This is a genomic window from Ruegeria sp. CDSA034 (assembly GCF_059612275.1).
Genome location: NZ_JBXWQH010000002.1, coordinates 88,203 through 100,816 on the forward strand (window position 1 = coordinate 88,203; position 12,614 = coordinate 100,816).

Below are 12,614 nucleotides of genomic sequence, written 5' to 3' on the forward strand. Positions count from 1 at the left end.
CGTCTTAAAGCCCCTGCCCCGGTTTTACGTCCTTCAACTCCATCGCCTTGGCCGGGTCGCGCATCATCTGGCCGACGATGTCCTGACGCTTGATGTCCTTGCGGTGGCGCAGCGTCAGAACGATGGCGCCGATCATGGCCACCAGCAGGATCAGGCCCGCCAGTTGGAACAGAAGGAAGTATTGATCATAAAGGATAACACCTAGGGCCTCGGTGTTGTGCCGGTCCACCGGGATCGGCTGCGCCAGATTGGCCGCTGCACCCTGCGCGCTGTCCCATGCGCCAAAGGCCATGACGAACTGCATTAGGATGACCAGACCGATCAGCAAGGCCAGCGGCATATAACGCGCCATCTCGGCCTTGAGCTCGGCAAAGTCAACATCCAGCATCATCACCACAAACAGGAACAGCACCGCGACCGCGCCGACATAGACGATGATCAGCAGCATCGCCACGAACTCGGCCCCCAGCAGAACGAACAGCCCTGCCGAGGACAGGAAGGACAGGATCAGCCACAGAACCGAGTGCACCGGCTGACGGCTGATCACCGTGAACAGCCCGCCGGTGATGGCGCTGATTGCAAACAGGTAGAAGGCAAAGACGGTCATTGATCCTCATCCTCGTTGTCGCCCATGACCTCTTGCGCCAGTTCCAACGCGCGGGTCATAGCCGGGATGCCGGCAAAGACCGACATCTGACCGATCGTTTCCACGATCTCTTGTTTCTTTGCGCCCGCCTCCAGTGCATGGCGCACGGTCTGCCTTACGGCCGCATCCGCCTGCGCGCCCTGACAGGTCAGCCCGGCCAGCGTCAACAGCAGGCGTGTCTTGGCATCCAGCCCGTCCTTGTTGACAGTGTTGCCGAACATCATCTCCATGACCTCTTTCGGCATGGTCGGCCACAGCGCCTCGAACCCTTTGGGCGAGAAATTCTCCATCGCCGGGTTCATCGCCTTGGCCATGTCCTGAGCCTGCTTCATCATTAGGTCGAACGGATTTGTAGGATTATCAGTCATTGGGGGCGCAACCAGTATGCTGTCCACGTCGCAAAGACGAGAATATATAAAAGGACGTCCAATCCCGGCTTTTTGAATTTCGAAAGCACTAGATCAGCGGCAAAGTACAAAGTGCAAAGGAGAATCCCACCAACGAACGCATCGAAGGGCCTATCGAAACCCATGTACCAATTAAGACCAGAGAACAGCGAAAATCCCGCAATTATTGCAAGATAGAATTTTCGCCTGGACAAGAGCACATTCATCATCGGTACGGCGCGTCCATTTCCAGATTGCGGGCGATCTCGGCTTCCCAGCGTTCGCCGTTATCCAGCAGTTTTTCCTTGTCGTAAAACAGCTCTTCGCGGGTTTCGGTGGCGAATTCGAAATTCGGACCTTCGACAATGGCATCGACCGGGCAGGCCTCCTGACAGAAGCCGCAATAGATACACTTGGTCATGTCGATGTCATATCGCGTGGTGCGGCGGCTGCCGTCTTCGCGTGGTTCGGCGTCGATGGTGATCGCCTGCGCCGGGCAGATCGCCTCGCACAGCTTGCAGGCAATGCAGCGTTCTTCGCCGTTGGGATAACGGCGCAAGGCGTGCTCACCGCGGAAACGCGGGGACAGAGGGCCCTTTTCGTGCGGGTAGTTGATGGTGGCTTTCGGGCCGAAGAAATACTTCAGCCCCAGCTTCATGCCGACCCAGAAGTCCTGAAGCAGAAAGTATTTGGCAGCGCGGGTGTAGTCTATGTTTGCCATATCAGCCTCCTACGCTCCAACGCGCAAACGCGCCCCAGAACCAATCGAATTTTGCCGCGAAGGCCACGAAGACCACCCAGGCCAGCGAGAACGGCAGAAATACTTTCCAGCCCAGACGCATCAGCTGGTCATAGCGGTAGCGAGGGGTGATCGCCTTGACCATCGCAAAGAGGAAGAAGAAGAACGCCATCTTGGCGACCATCCACAGCACGCCATCCGGCAGGCCCGGGATCGGTGACAGCCAGCCGCCGAAGAACAGCAGCGTGGTCAGCGCGCACATCAGGAAGATCGCGATATACTCGCCGGCCATGAACAGCAGGAAGGGCGTGGCCGAGTATTCGACCTGATAACCGGCGACCAATTCCGACTCCGCCTCGGGCAGGTCAAACGGAGGCCGGTTGGTTTCCGCCAGCGCCGAGATGAAGAACAGGAAAACCATCGGGAAATGCGGCAGCCAGTACCAGCTGAAGAACCCGAACCGACCGTCCTGCGCCTCGACAATGTGGCCGAAATTCATCGAACCGGTTGAGATGATTACGCCGATAATGATCAGACCGATGGAAACTTCATAAGAAATCATCTGAGCCGCAGAGCGCAATGATCCAAGGAAAGGGTACTTTGAGTTCGAGGCCCAACCGCCCATAATCACGCCATAAACTTCCAGTGAGGATACGGCAAAGACATACAGGATTGCGACATTGATATCCGACAACACCCAGCCATCATTGAACGGGATCACGGCCCAGGCGATCATCGCCAATACGAATGAGGTCAGCGGAGCGAGGATGAACACAGTGCGGTCGGCCCCGGCGGGTATGACCACCTCTTTTACCACGTACTTCAGGGCGTCAGCCACCGATTGCAGCAGTCCATAGACGCCAACCACGTTGGGGCCGCGGCGCATTTGGACGGCGGCCCAGATCTTGCGGTCGCCGTAAACAAGGAACAACAGCGAAATCATCACGAAGGCAACAACTGCAAGCACTTGCGCCAGAATGATGATGGCTATTCCGCCTGGGGTGTTAAAGAAATCAGCCATTGGTCCTCACACCGTGGGTATTCAATTTTTCGCGGGTGATGATCAGGCCAAGTGCCTGCGCATCTTGCGGTTGGGTCGGCGCATAGGTGTAAACAGCATCCACAGCCATCGCGCTACCTTTTTCATTGCGTTTCATGCGCAGTTCCCTGGTGCCCGCACCGCAAGCGATGTTGGCTTCTGAAAGCGATATGAAACGGGTCTGGTTCATTCTGCCGCAATCTTCCCGGTATTCCGAGACTGCGCCTGAGCAGAAAGCTCGGCCATCAACTGCGACGCCCGTGCAATCGGGTTGGTCAGATAAAAATCCCTGATCACATTGCGGAACGTCGCCTGACCCAGAGGGCCGGCATCCAACGGCTGGACCTCATTCTCGATCACGTGGTCGATCTGGGCCAGATGCGGGACAGCTTCGATCAACGCTGTGCGCAGTTGCGCCAGCGAGTCGAAAGGCAACGTAGCGCCCAGCTCTGCCGACAAAGCCCGCAAGATGGCCCAATTCTCTTTCGCCTCACCCGGGGCGAACCCGGCACGCATCGCCAGTTGCGGGCGGCCTTCAGTGTTCACGAACAATCCGTTTTCCTCGGTATACGCGGCACCAGGAAGGATCACATCGGCGCGGTGCGCGCCACGATCACCATGGCTGCCCTGATAGATCACAAAGGCCCCTTCGCCGATTTCAACTTCATCTGCGCCGAGGTTGTAGATCACGTCAGCCGCACTAACCGCATCTATGCCGCCTTCGTTGGTGGCATCCACATCCATCGCCCCCACGCGAGACGCAGCGCTGTGCAGGATCAGCAATCCACTTTCGGTATTGGCTGCAATCGTTTGCGCGGCGGCCAGCACAGCTGCGCCGTCGGCTTCAAGCAGCGCACCCTGCCCGACGATGACCAGCGAGGCTTTGCCCTTGATCTCAACATCGCCGCCCATATCGACAACCTTTTGCAACGCCGCGCGGTCGTCGCCCATATGGTGATACGCGTAGGTCAGATCGGCCGCTGGCCCAACCAAGGCCACCTCGGTCCCATGTGCCCAGGCCTTTCGGATACGCGCGTTCAAAACCGGAGCTTCGTCGCGCGGGTTCGTTCCGATCAGCAGAATACGCTCGGCTGTGTCGATATCCTCGATCGCGGCCGTCCCGGCATAGGCACCGCGATTTCCCGCAGGCAGCTTGGCCCCATCGGTTCGGCATTCAACAACACCGCCCTGCCCTTCGATCAATTGCTTCAGCGCGAACGCGGCCTCGACCGGAGCGAGATCACCAACGATACCCGCAGGTTTTTCCGCCCCTTTCAGCGCTTCGGCAGCTTTGGTCAGCGCCTCCGGCCACGAGGCCGGACGTAACTTGCCGTTTTCGCGCACGTAAGGTTTGTCCAAACGCTGACGACGCAGGCCATCCCAGACAAACCTGGTCTTGTCGCTGATCCATTCTTCGTTCACGCCGTCATGGTTGCGCGGAAGAAAGCGCATGACTTCGCGCCCTTTGGTATCGACCCGGATGTTTGAACCCAAGGCGTCCATGACGTCGATGCTCTCGGTCTTGGTCAGTTCCCACGGGCGCGCTGTGAAGGCATACGGCTTCGAGGTCAGAGCTCCAACTGGGCACAGGTCGATGATATTGCCCTGCAAGTTCGAATTCAGCGTCTCGTTCAGATAGGACGTGATCTCGGCATCTTCGCCACGCCCGGTCTGACCCATCTGTGTGATCCCGGCGACCTCGGTCGTGAACCGCACGCAGCGGGTGCAGCTGATGCAGCGGGTCATCGCGGTTCCGACCAGCGGCCCCAGATCCAGATCGTCCACGGCGCGCTTGGCTTCCTTGAAGCGCGAGCCCGACACACCATAGGCCATCGCCTGATCCTGCAGGTCACACTCCCCACCCTGATCACAGATCGGGCAGTCCAGCGGGTGGTTGATAAGCAGGAACTCCATCACTCCTTCGCGCGCTTTCTTGACCATGGGCGAGTTCGTCTTGACCTCTGGCGGCTGACCTTCCGGTCCCGGGCGTAGATCGCGTACCTGCATCGCACACGACGCTGCAGGTTTGGGCGGGCCGCCAACAACTTCGACGAGACACATCCGGCAATTCCCGGCAATCGACAGACGCTCGTGATAGCAAAAGCGCGGCACCTCGACCCCGGCCTGCTCACAGGCCTGGATCAGCGTCATCGCACCGTCGACTTCGATTTCCTGCCCGTCGATATTCACTTTACGGAGGTCAGACATGGTCTAGTTCGCCCTCAAATACACGCCAATGGCGCTGTTTCTTTCGATCTCTGCCTGCCCCAACGTGCAGAAAGATATGGGATTGTCATAAGACACACCGTTCGCGGCCAGATACGTCTCGCCTTTGGCACGCATCCGGTCCTTTTCGGCATCCGATTCCACGTAAGCGCGGATTTCGCCGTCCGAATACCCCAGACTGTTCGCCTTGGACTTGAGCCCCCACATCACGCCAATCGCCTTCAGCCTGCGCCCGCTGATCGACGGGCAGTAATCCGAAATCTCGTTTGCGATAGCGATGTAATAGAGTTCGTCGTCAATCTCTTTGACTTCGCGCAAGGGCGGTTTGGCGTCGGCCATGGCCGGGATAGTCAGAACAGACAGCACAGTAAGCAGTTTCACACCAGACATGACAAATCCTTTCGTCTTGGACAGGCCAAAACGATCCAGGACTGGCGCGCTATTTAATAACACGCCCTGCGTCACGCTCTGATATGCGAAAAACCGGTTCATGGTCGCTGGCAGGTTCCTGCAAAGGTCAATTTATTGTCGGTGATGCGCAAATTCTGCGGTTCGGTGTCGGGTCCGACTATCCAGTTGATTTTAGAAGTCCCAAAGGCGTCGATACAGAATTTGGTTCCTTCGTGCCGCCCCGCTTCGCGCGCGCCATCCAAAGACGCGGACACGCCGTTCACCACAACCGTAAAATCCGTCGGAGCGTTCCTTTTGTCGACGGCCTTCGCTTTGGCCCGGAAGGCTTTGCCATCAAAGAGGATTCGGTCACTGGACGACGTGCCGCAGGCCGAGACAAAAACTGCAGCACCCAAGGCGGCGGTCAGTACCACACGTCCCTTCCTGAATTTTGATCCAGTCAACGGATAAGTACCTTTCTTTTCCATTAGAACGCCGCCACCAATGCCATGAAGCCCATCACAACCATGCAGGCCCATCCGATAACGTAGGATACCGATCGAACGCCGCTGTGCGGTTGTCCAATACCACGCATGTGAATAACCAACATGACGATGCGCGCAATCAGAGCGACCGATGCCAATAGGTTCACCCAGAACGGGCTGACCCCAAGCAACATGGCCGCGACCGTGACAGCGATATAGGCCGGCAGCGTCTCGGTCCCGTTCAGATAAGCCCGGTTCAGGCGATACGCCTTGTCGGAATAGTCCTGTTCCGGCGTTGCCCCGGGGGCCAAGCCCTTGCCCTGTTTGGCCAGCGCGGAAAACGGCGCAAGCGCCAGAATGATCAACGTAAAGACCACGAGGGATGCGATTGCATGTGAATACTCAGCAAAAGATTCCATTAGTTCAACTCCCTGATCTCAACTTGGTTTGGGTTTGATCCGATATCCCGCAACTTGATCACTCCGCCGCCATCGCGCCCATACGGCCCGATTTCTGGACCTTGATACGGTCTTCAATCTCTTCGCGGAAGTTGCGGATCAGGCCCTGGATCGGCCAGGCGGCAGCATCGCCCAAAGCACAGATCGTGTGGCCTTCGACCTGCTTGGTCACGTCAAACAACATGTCGATCTCTTCCAGTTCGGCCTCACCCCGCACCAGACGGTCCATCACGCGCATCATCCAGCCGGTGCCTTCGCGGCAAGGAGTACACTGACCACAGCTTTCATGTTTGTAGAACTTCGACAAACGCCAGATCGCTTTGATGATGTCGGTAGACTTGTCCATCACGATTACAGCCGCCGTCCCCAGACCGGACCCCAGATCATTGCGCAAATGATCGAAATCCATGATGGCGTCGCGCATGTCTTCACCGCGGACACAAGGAACTGATGAACCGCCGGGGATCACGGCCAGCAGGTTGTCCCAACCGCCACGAATGCCGCCGCAATGGGTTTCGATCAGTTGCTCAAACGGGATCGACATCGCCTCTTCAACCACGCAGGGGTTATTTACGTGGCCCGAGATCGCAAACAGCTTGGTGCCCGCATTGTTCTGGCGGCCAAATCCAGCAAACCAATCCGCACCACGGCGCAGAATGGTCGGCACAACGGCGATGGATTCCACGTTGTTCACCGTGGTCGGGCAGCCGTAAAGCCCCGCCCCCGCCGGGAACGGAGGTTTCATGCGCGGCATGCCCTTCTTGCCCTCAAGGCTTTCGATCAGGGCTGTTTCCTCACCGCAGATATACGCCCCGGCCCCGTGATGCAGAAACAGGTCGAAATCCCAACCCGAACCGGCGGCGTTTTTGCCCAGCAATCCGGCATCATAGGCCTCATCAATCGCGGCTTGCAGTGCCTCGCGCTCGCGAATGTACTCACCACGCAGGTAGATATAGCAGGTATGTGCATTCATCGCGAAAGACGCGATCAGGCAGCCTTCGATCAGCGTATGCGGATCGTGGCGCATAATCTCACGGTCTTTGCAAGTGCCGGGCTCGGATTCGTCCGCGTTCACCACCAGATAGGCCGGACGACCGTCGCTTTCCTTGGGCATGAACGACCATTTCAGACCGGTGGGAAAACCCGCACCGCCGCGACCGCGCAGGCCCGAGTCCTTCATCGTCTGGATGATCCAGTCACGCCCGTTCCCAATCAGGCCAGCTGTGCCGTCCCAATGCCCGCGGGTCTGCGCGCCTTTCAGCGTACGCTCATGCATCCCGTAGATATTGGTAAAGATCCTGTCCTGATCCTTCAGCATCATGTCTTACCTTCAGCTGTCCTGACGCATGCGCCAGAGTTGAAAAATGTTCACGCCCGCATAGATGAAACCCGCCAAAGCGGCGAAATCAAACAGCAGCGCATAGCGCCCGGGCAATCCCAGCGCCGGGCCGATGAACAACGAAATGGCAAGCCACAACAGCATGGTCACCGCGATGACCACCCCGATATGTCGGCCCTTGCGGGCCATGGCCTGTTCTTTTTCTTTGTCCATCTCACCTTGATGCCCCGAACGGGCACCGTCCTATTCAGTCTTGGTAGGTGCCGTCTTCTTTGGCACGTTTTGCAAATTCGGTTTCTTCGCCTGTCGCCAGTAGGGCTGCTTGTCCGATCCAACCGTCCCGCTCGATCCGGCCCTTGAATTTTAGCCGCGCATCTACCCAGGCCACCTGTTCCGGCGTCCATGCTGCGATCTGGTCAAAGTGGAAAAAGCCAAGTTCGTTCAGCGTCTGTTCAAGCTTGGGGCCCACACCTTTCAGCATCTTGAGGTCATCCGCTTTCCCCTCCCGCGCGGCGGTCAAAGTTTCGGGCTGATCCTCTTTGATCAGTGCCTTCTTTGCCTCTTCCGCCTGCTTCACGGCGGGTTTGGCAGGTGCCGGCGCCTTTGGTGGCTTTGGAGCGGCCTTGGTCGCCGCAGCCTTGCCGTCTTTGCCCAGCCATGGCGTCAGGATCGGAACCTCGGTCCCGTCGATGCGCTTGACCGTATCACCAAGTTCTTCGGCCAGTTCAACACTGGCATTGTACTGCGGTTTTCCGGCATCGTAGTCCGTGAGGCTGGTCAGACCGCTCAGCGGTTCTGCCGCGTATCTGCCATTCTGCGGACCCGGTGTCGGCACCTTGCCTGCGGCCAGATCGTCAATGATCTTGCCAAAACTGTCAGCGGTCAGATCTTCGTAATAGTCCTTGCCGATCTGCGCCATCGGCGCATTGGTGCAGGACCCAAGGCATTCCACCTCTTCCCAACTCAATTTACCATCAACTGAAAGCTCATGCGGTTTGGCAGCGATCTTCTCCTTGCAAACCGCGATCAGGTCTTCGGCCCCGCAGATCATGCAGGAGGTCGTTCCGCAGACCTGAATATGCGCGACAGATCCAACCGGTTGCAGTTGGAACATGAAGTAGAACGACGCAACCTCGAGCACCCGGATATAGGCCATGCCCAGCATGTCGGCGACAGATTCAATCGCGGGACGGCTCAGCCAGCCTTCTTGTTCCTGCGCGCGCCAAAGCAGCGGGATAACCGCGCTGGCCTGACGGCCGTCAGGGTATTTGGTGATCTGTGCTGTGGCCCACTGCTGGTTGGCAGCAGTGAAGGCAAAGCTTTCAGGTTGTTCGGGGTGCAGACGGCGCAGCATTAGCAGGCATCTCCGATCACGATAATATAGGGGTCTTCCTGATGCGCGCGGCGTTGATTGACAAGGCGGGCAATCAGATCAGGCGTTTCGGCCTGAGTAAAACCGGCGGGGCGCAATTTGATCTGAGCTTCTTCGTCGACCATGCGGCACCCGTTCAGACGCACAAAATCATAAAGTGCATCGGCACGGCCCGCCGCATCTTCGAGTGCCAGCCCATGCGCACCGCAAATCGCCGGAGCAATTTCGAATGTCGCACCGTCCAGCCCGGCTACCCCCTGTTCAGCCCAGGAATTAATCACAGCGCTGACATCTTCGGGTCGCAGGTCATGGGCAGAAAAGGCTTCCTCGGCGCGCGATACATCCAGCCGGCAGCCGTTTTCGCGCATCACCTCAAGCACTTTTGCCGTCGGATGGGTCGAGGCGGCCTGCAACGGTGTGGCGGCTGCTAGCGCCAGGATCAAAACAAGGCGTCTCACCGGTCAATCTCTCCGAACACAACATCCATCGTCCCGATGATCGCGGCCACGTCAGCCAGTTGGTGGCCCCCGGCGATATGGTCCATGGCTTGTAGGTGCAGGAAACCCGGCGCGCGTAGCTTGGCGCGGTAAGGTTTGTTGGTGCCATCAGCGACGAGGTAGACGCCGAACTCACCCTTGGGGGCCTCGACGGCGGCGTAGACCTCGCCTGCGGGCACATGGAAGCCTTCGGTGTACAGCTTGAAGTGATGGATCAGGCTTTCCATCGAGGTTTTCATGTCCGAACGTTTCGGCGGAGTGATCTTGCCGCGTGCCAGGACGTCACCGGGGCAGTCACGGATTTTGACAATGGCCTGCTGGATGATCGACAGCGATTGACGCATCTCTTCCATTCGGACCAGGTAACGGTCATAGCAGTCACCGTTTTTGCCGACGGGGATCTGAAACTCGAACTCGTCATAGCATTCATAGGGCTGCGCGCGTCGCAGGTCCCATGCCAGACCCGATCCACGCACCATCACGCCCGAGAAGCCGTATTTCTGGATATCTTCCTCGGTCACGACACCGATATCGGCATTGCGCTGCTTGAAGATGCGGTTTTCGGTCAATAGGCCATCTATGTCGTCCAAAACGGCGGGAAATTCGTGGCTCCACGCCTCGATATCGTCCAGCAGTTCGGGCGGCAGGTCCTGATGCACACCACCGGGCCGGAAATAAGCCGCGTGCAGGCGGGCACCGCAGGCACGCTCATAGAACACCATCAGCTTTTCGCGTTCTTCAAAGCCCCACAGAGGCGGGGTCAACGCGCCCACATCCATCGCTTGCGTGGTCACGTTCAAAAGGTGGTTCAGAATTCGCCCGATCTCGGAATACAAAACCCGGATCAGTGAGCCACGGCGCGGAACCTCGACGCCGGTCAGCTTTTCGATGGCCAGACACCAGGCGTGCTCCTGGTTCATTGGCGCCACATAATCCAGACGGTCGAAATACGGCAGGTTCTGCAGATACGTTCGGCTTTCCATCAGCTTTTCGGTGCCACGGTGCAGCAGGCCGATATGCGGGTCACAGCGTTCAACGATCTCGCCGTCCAGCTCAAGCACAAGACGCAAAACCCCGTGCGCCGCAGGGTGTTGCGGGCCGAAGTTGATGTTGAAATTGCGGATCTTCTGTTCTCCGCTCAGCGCGTCAGTGCTGCCGTCATCGTATCTTGAGCCGTCCATCAACGCCCCCGTTTCTTTTTCGCATCAGCCCGAACCCGGACCTTTTCCGCCTCGACAGCCTTGGCCGCAGCCCCTGCCAGCAGGACCCCCAGCGCACCCAAAGCGATCAGTTCCCCCAGCAGCATCAGCATCTTATCGGCGCTCCAACTCTTGTAGTTTCAGCCCGACCCACCACAGCAACGCGATCGTGCCGAATGGAACCAGACAAAGAAGGCACCAGAATTTATTGATCCCGAAAAACGGCAATATCTTCACCATCGGGATGATGGTCAGCGCAGACAGGATCAGCCACCAAATGCCACCCATTATTCGGCCTCCTGCTTTTCATCACCCGGCAGTATGTAATTCGCGCCTTCCCACGGGGACATGAAATCGAACTGACGGTATTCCTGGACTAGCGACACAGGCTCATACACAACGCGCTTTTGGGCCTCGTCATATCGAACTTCGGTGTATCCTGTGGTTGGGAAATCCTTGCGCAGCGGATAGCCACGGAATCCATAGTCGGTCAGGATGCGCCGCAGATCCGGGTGGCCTGAGAACAAGATGCCGAACATGTCGAACACTTCGCGCTCAAACCAATTGGCCGAGGGATGCACATCCACGATCGAAGGCACCATGTCCTCTTCGCGGATCGAGACCCGCAGGCGGATACGCTGGTTCTGATACATCGACAGGAAGTGATAAACCACGTCAAAACGCTTGGCCCGTTCCGGGTAGTCGACGCCGGTGATATCGACGAGCGTGGAGAACTGGCAGCCGCGGTCGGACTTCAGGAATTCAATAAATTCCACAACGTTCGACAGCGCCACATCTACGTTCAACTCACCATGGGTTACGTCCCAGGACAGAACACAATCAGTTCGCTTCAACTCCAGCTGGGTGCCGAGTTCTTTGAGTGCTTCGCTCATCAACTCTCTCCTCAGCGCACGATGGTGCCGGTACGGCGGATTTTGCGTTGCAACTGCATCAGACCGTACAACAGCGCCTCAGCGGTCGGGGGGCAGCCGGGGACGTAGATGTCCACTGGAACAATACGGTCGCAGCCACGCACAACGGAATATGAGTAGTGGTAGTAGCCGCCGCCATTGGCGCAAGAGCCCATTGAGATCACATAGCGCGGCTCGGGCATCTGGTCATAAACCTTGCGCAGAGCGGGGGCCATCTTGTTGGTCAGGGTGCCAGCCACGATCATCACGTCCGACTGTCGGGGGGAAGCACGGGGTGCGATGCCAAACCGTTCCGCATCGTAACGCGGCATCGAGGTGTGCATCATCTCAACCGCGCAGCAGGCCAGACCGAAAGTCATCCAGTGCAGCGAGCCGGTGCGAGCCCAGTTGATGATGTCCTCGGTCGAGGTCAGCAAAAACCCTTTGTCCTGCAGCTCGGCATTCAGGGCCTGGGTGGCGACTTCTTTGTCGACGCCGGCGGTGTTTGCACCCGTCATCACTCCCATTCCAGGGCCCCCTTCTTCCATTCATAGGCAAAGCCGATGGTCAGAACACCCAGGAACACGATCATGGACCAGAAGCCAACATCGCTGATGTCCTTGAAGCCGACAGCCCAGGGGAACAGAAACGCGATTTCCAGGTCGAATATGATGAAGAGAATCGCGACCAGATAGAACCGGACATCAAACTTCATCCGCGCATCATCGAACGCGTTGAAACCACATTCATATGCGCTGACTTTCTCGGGGTCGGGATTGCGGACCGCCAGAACGACTGCCGCCAGAATCAAAACGATTCCAAGGCCCACAGCTACGGCCAGAAACACCAGAATCGGGAGATACTCCCGCAATAGGTCTTCCACGTACAGCTCCTTTCCTGCGCATACCCTGAAAGGGAGCGCCGTCA

General features: G+C 57.9%; 19 protein-coding genes. All 19 read right to left on the reverse strand.

The genetic code is table 11. From position 1 onward, the window contains the following. Positions 1–4: 4 nt before the first annotated feature. A complete protein-coding gene (locus tag AC2FLJ_RS04335; protein ID WP_281994868.1) occupies positions 5–607 on the reverse strand; it encodes an NADH-quinone oxidoreductase subunit J in 603 nt (200 codons plus the stop codon). Further along, positions 604–1,014: a carboxymuconolactone decarboxylase family protein gene (locus AC2FLJ_RS04340; protein WP_496695810.1), complete on the reverse strand. Its 411-nt coding sequence runs from the start codon at positions 1,012–1,014 to the stop codon at positions 604–606. Before AC2FLJ_RS04340 ends, AC2FLJ_RS04335 begins: the two co-directional genes overlap by 4 nt. Before the next feature lie 244 nt (positions 1,015–1,258). Beyond that, entirely contained in the window at positions 1,259–1,753 is a 495-nt protein-coding gene (nuoI, locus tag AC2FLJ_RS04345) for an NADH-quinone oxidoreductase subunit NuoI (RefSeq protein WP_496695812.1), read from the reverse strand. 1 nt (position 1,754) lies between these two features. Beyond that, a complete protein-coding gene (nuoH, locus tag AC2FLJ_RS04350; RefSeq protein WP_058274400.1) occupies positions 1,755–2,792 on the reverse strand; it encodes an NADH-quinone oxidoreductase subunit NuoH in 1,038 nt (345 codons plus the stop codon). Then, the gene (locus AC2FLJ_RS04355) at positions 2,785–3,000 is read right to left on the reverse strand and encodes a hypothetical protein (protein WP_108861577.1); all 216 of its coding nucleotides are present in this window, start codon (positions 2,998–3,000) and stop codon (positions 2,785–2,787) included. Before AC2FLJ_RS04355 ends, nuoH begins: the two co-directional genes overlap by 8 nt. Then, positions 2,997–5,018, reverse strand: a complete 2,022-nt coding sequence (gene nuoG / locus AC2FLJ_RS04360; protein WP_496704551.1) for an NADH-quinone oxidoreductase subunit NuoG — start codon at positions 5,016–5,018, stop codon at positions 2,997–2,999. Before nuoG ends, AC2FLJ_RS04355 begins: the two co-directional genes overlap by 4 nt. Before the next feature lie 3 nt (positions 5,019–5,021). Continuing rightward, the gene (locus AC2FLJ_RS04365) at positions 5,022–5,426 is read right to left on the reverse strand and encodes a DUF5333 domain-containing protein (RefSeq protein WP_496704553.1); all 405 of its coding nucleotides are present in this window, start codon (positions 5,424–5,426) and stop codon (positions 5,022–5,024) included. 98 nt (positions 5,427–5,524) lie between these two features. Then, the gene (locus tag AC2FLJ_RS04370; protein WP_496695821.1) at positions 5,525–5,860 is read right to left on the reverse strand and encodes a hypothetical protein; all 336 of its coding nucleotides are present in this window, start codon (positions 5,858–5,860) and stop codon (positions 5,525–5,527) included. Between the two features lie 53 nt (positions 5,861–5,913). Beyond that, positions 5,914–6,330, reverse strand: a complete 417-nt coding sequence (locus AC2FLJ_RS04375) for an MAPEG family protein (RefSeq protein WP_496695823.1) — start codon at positions 6,328–6,330, stop codon at positions 5,914–5,916. Between the two features lie 58 nt (positions 6,331–6,388). Continuing rightward, positions 6,389–7,687 carry an NADH-quinone oxidoreductase subunit NuoF gene (gene nuoF / locus AC2FLJ_RS04380; protein WP_496695825.1) on the reverse strand — a complete coding sequence of 433 codons (1,299 nt, stop codon included), beginning with the start codon at positions 7,685–7,687 and terminating at the stop codon, positions 6,389–6,391. Positions 7,688–7,699: 12 nt separating this feature from the next. Next, positions 7,700–7,921 (reverse strand): DUF5337 domain-containing protein, encoded by a 222-nt coding sequence (locus AC2FLJ_RS04385; RefSeq protein ID WP_058274396.1) that lies wholly within the window; start codon positions 7,919–7,921, stop codon positions 7,700–7,702. Positions 7,922–7,955: 34 nt separating this feature from the next. Further along, the gene (gene nuoE / locus AC2FLJ_RS04390; protein ID WP_496695828.1) at positions 7,956–9,062 is read right to left on the reverse strand and encodes an NADH-quinone oxidoreductase subunit NuoE; all 1,107 of its coding nucleotides are present in this window, start codon (positions 9,060–9,062) and stop codon (positions 7,956–7,958) included. Beyond that, positions 9,062–9,538, reverse strand: coding sequence for a hypothetical protein (locus AC2FLJ_RS04395; RefSeq protein ID WP_472723306.1), 477 nt, complete (start codon positions 9,536–9,538; stop codon positions 9,062–9,064). Before AC2FLJ_RS04395 ends, nuoE begins: the two co-directional genes overlap by 1 nt. Continuing rightward, a complete protein-coding gene (locus tag AC2FLJ_RS04400; RefSeq protein WP_472723305.1) occupies positions 9,535–10,758 on the reverse strand; it encodes an NADH-quinone oxidoreductase subunit D in 1,224 nt (407 codons plus the stop codon). Before AC2FLJ_RS04400 ends, AC2FLJ_RS04395 begins: the two co-directional genes overlap by 4 nt. Continuing rightward, positions 10,758–10,889, reverse strand: a complete 132-nt coding sequence (locus AC2FLJ_RS04405; RefSeq protein ID WP_255415356.1) for a hypothetical protein — start codon at positions 10,887–10,889, stop codon at positions 10,758–10,760. Before AC2FLJ_RS04405 ends, AC2FLJ_RS04400 begins: the two co-directional genes overlap by 1 nt. A gap of 1 nt (position 10,890) precedes the next feature. After that, the gene (locus AC2FLJ_RS04410; protein ID WP_058274391.1) at positions 10,891–11,064 is read right to left on the reverse strand and encodes a hypothetical protein; all 174 of its coding nucleotides are present in this window, start codon (positions 11,062–11,064) and stop codon (positions 10,891–10,893) included. Continuing rightward, the gene (locus AC2FLJ_RS04415) at positions 11,064–11,669 is read right to left on the reverse strand and encodes an NADH-quinone oxidoreductase subunit C (protein WP_058274390.1); all 606 of its coding nucleotides are present in this window, start codon (positions 11,667–11,669) and stop codon (positions 11,064–11,066) included. The genes AC2FLJ_RS04410 and AC2FLJ_RS04415 overlap by 1 nt, the downstream gene beginning before the upstream one ends. Before the next feature lie 11 nt (positions 11,670–11,680). Next, positions 11,681–12,214 carry a NuoB/complex I 20 kDa subunit family protein gene (locus tag AC2FLJ_RS04420; protein WP_037307875.1) on the reverse strand — a complete coding sequence of 178 codons (534 nt, stop codon included), beginning with the start codon at positions 12,212–12,214 and terminating at the stop codon, positions 11,681–11,683. Continuing rightward, positions 12,205–12,570 carry an NADH-quinone oxidoreductase subunit A gene (locus AC2FLJ_RS04425; protein ID WP_058274389.1) on the reverse strand — a complete coding sequence of 122 codons (366 nt, stop codon included), beginning with the start codon at positions 12,568–12,570 and terminating at the stop codon, positions 12,205–12,207. The genes AC2FLJ_RS04420 and AC2FLJ_RS04425 overlap by 10 nt, the downstream gene beginning before the upstream one ends. Between the last annotated feature and the right edge of the window lie 44 nt (positions 12,571–12,614).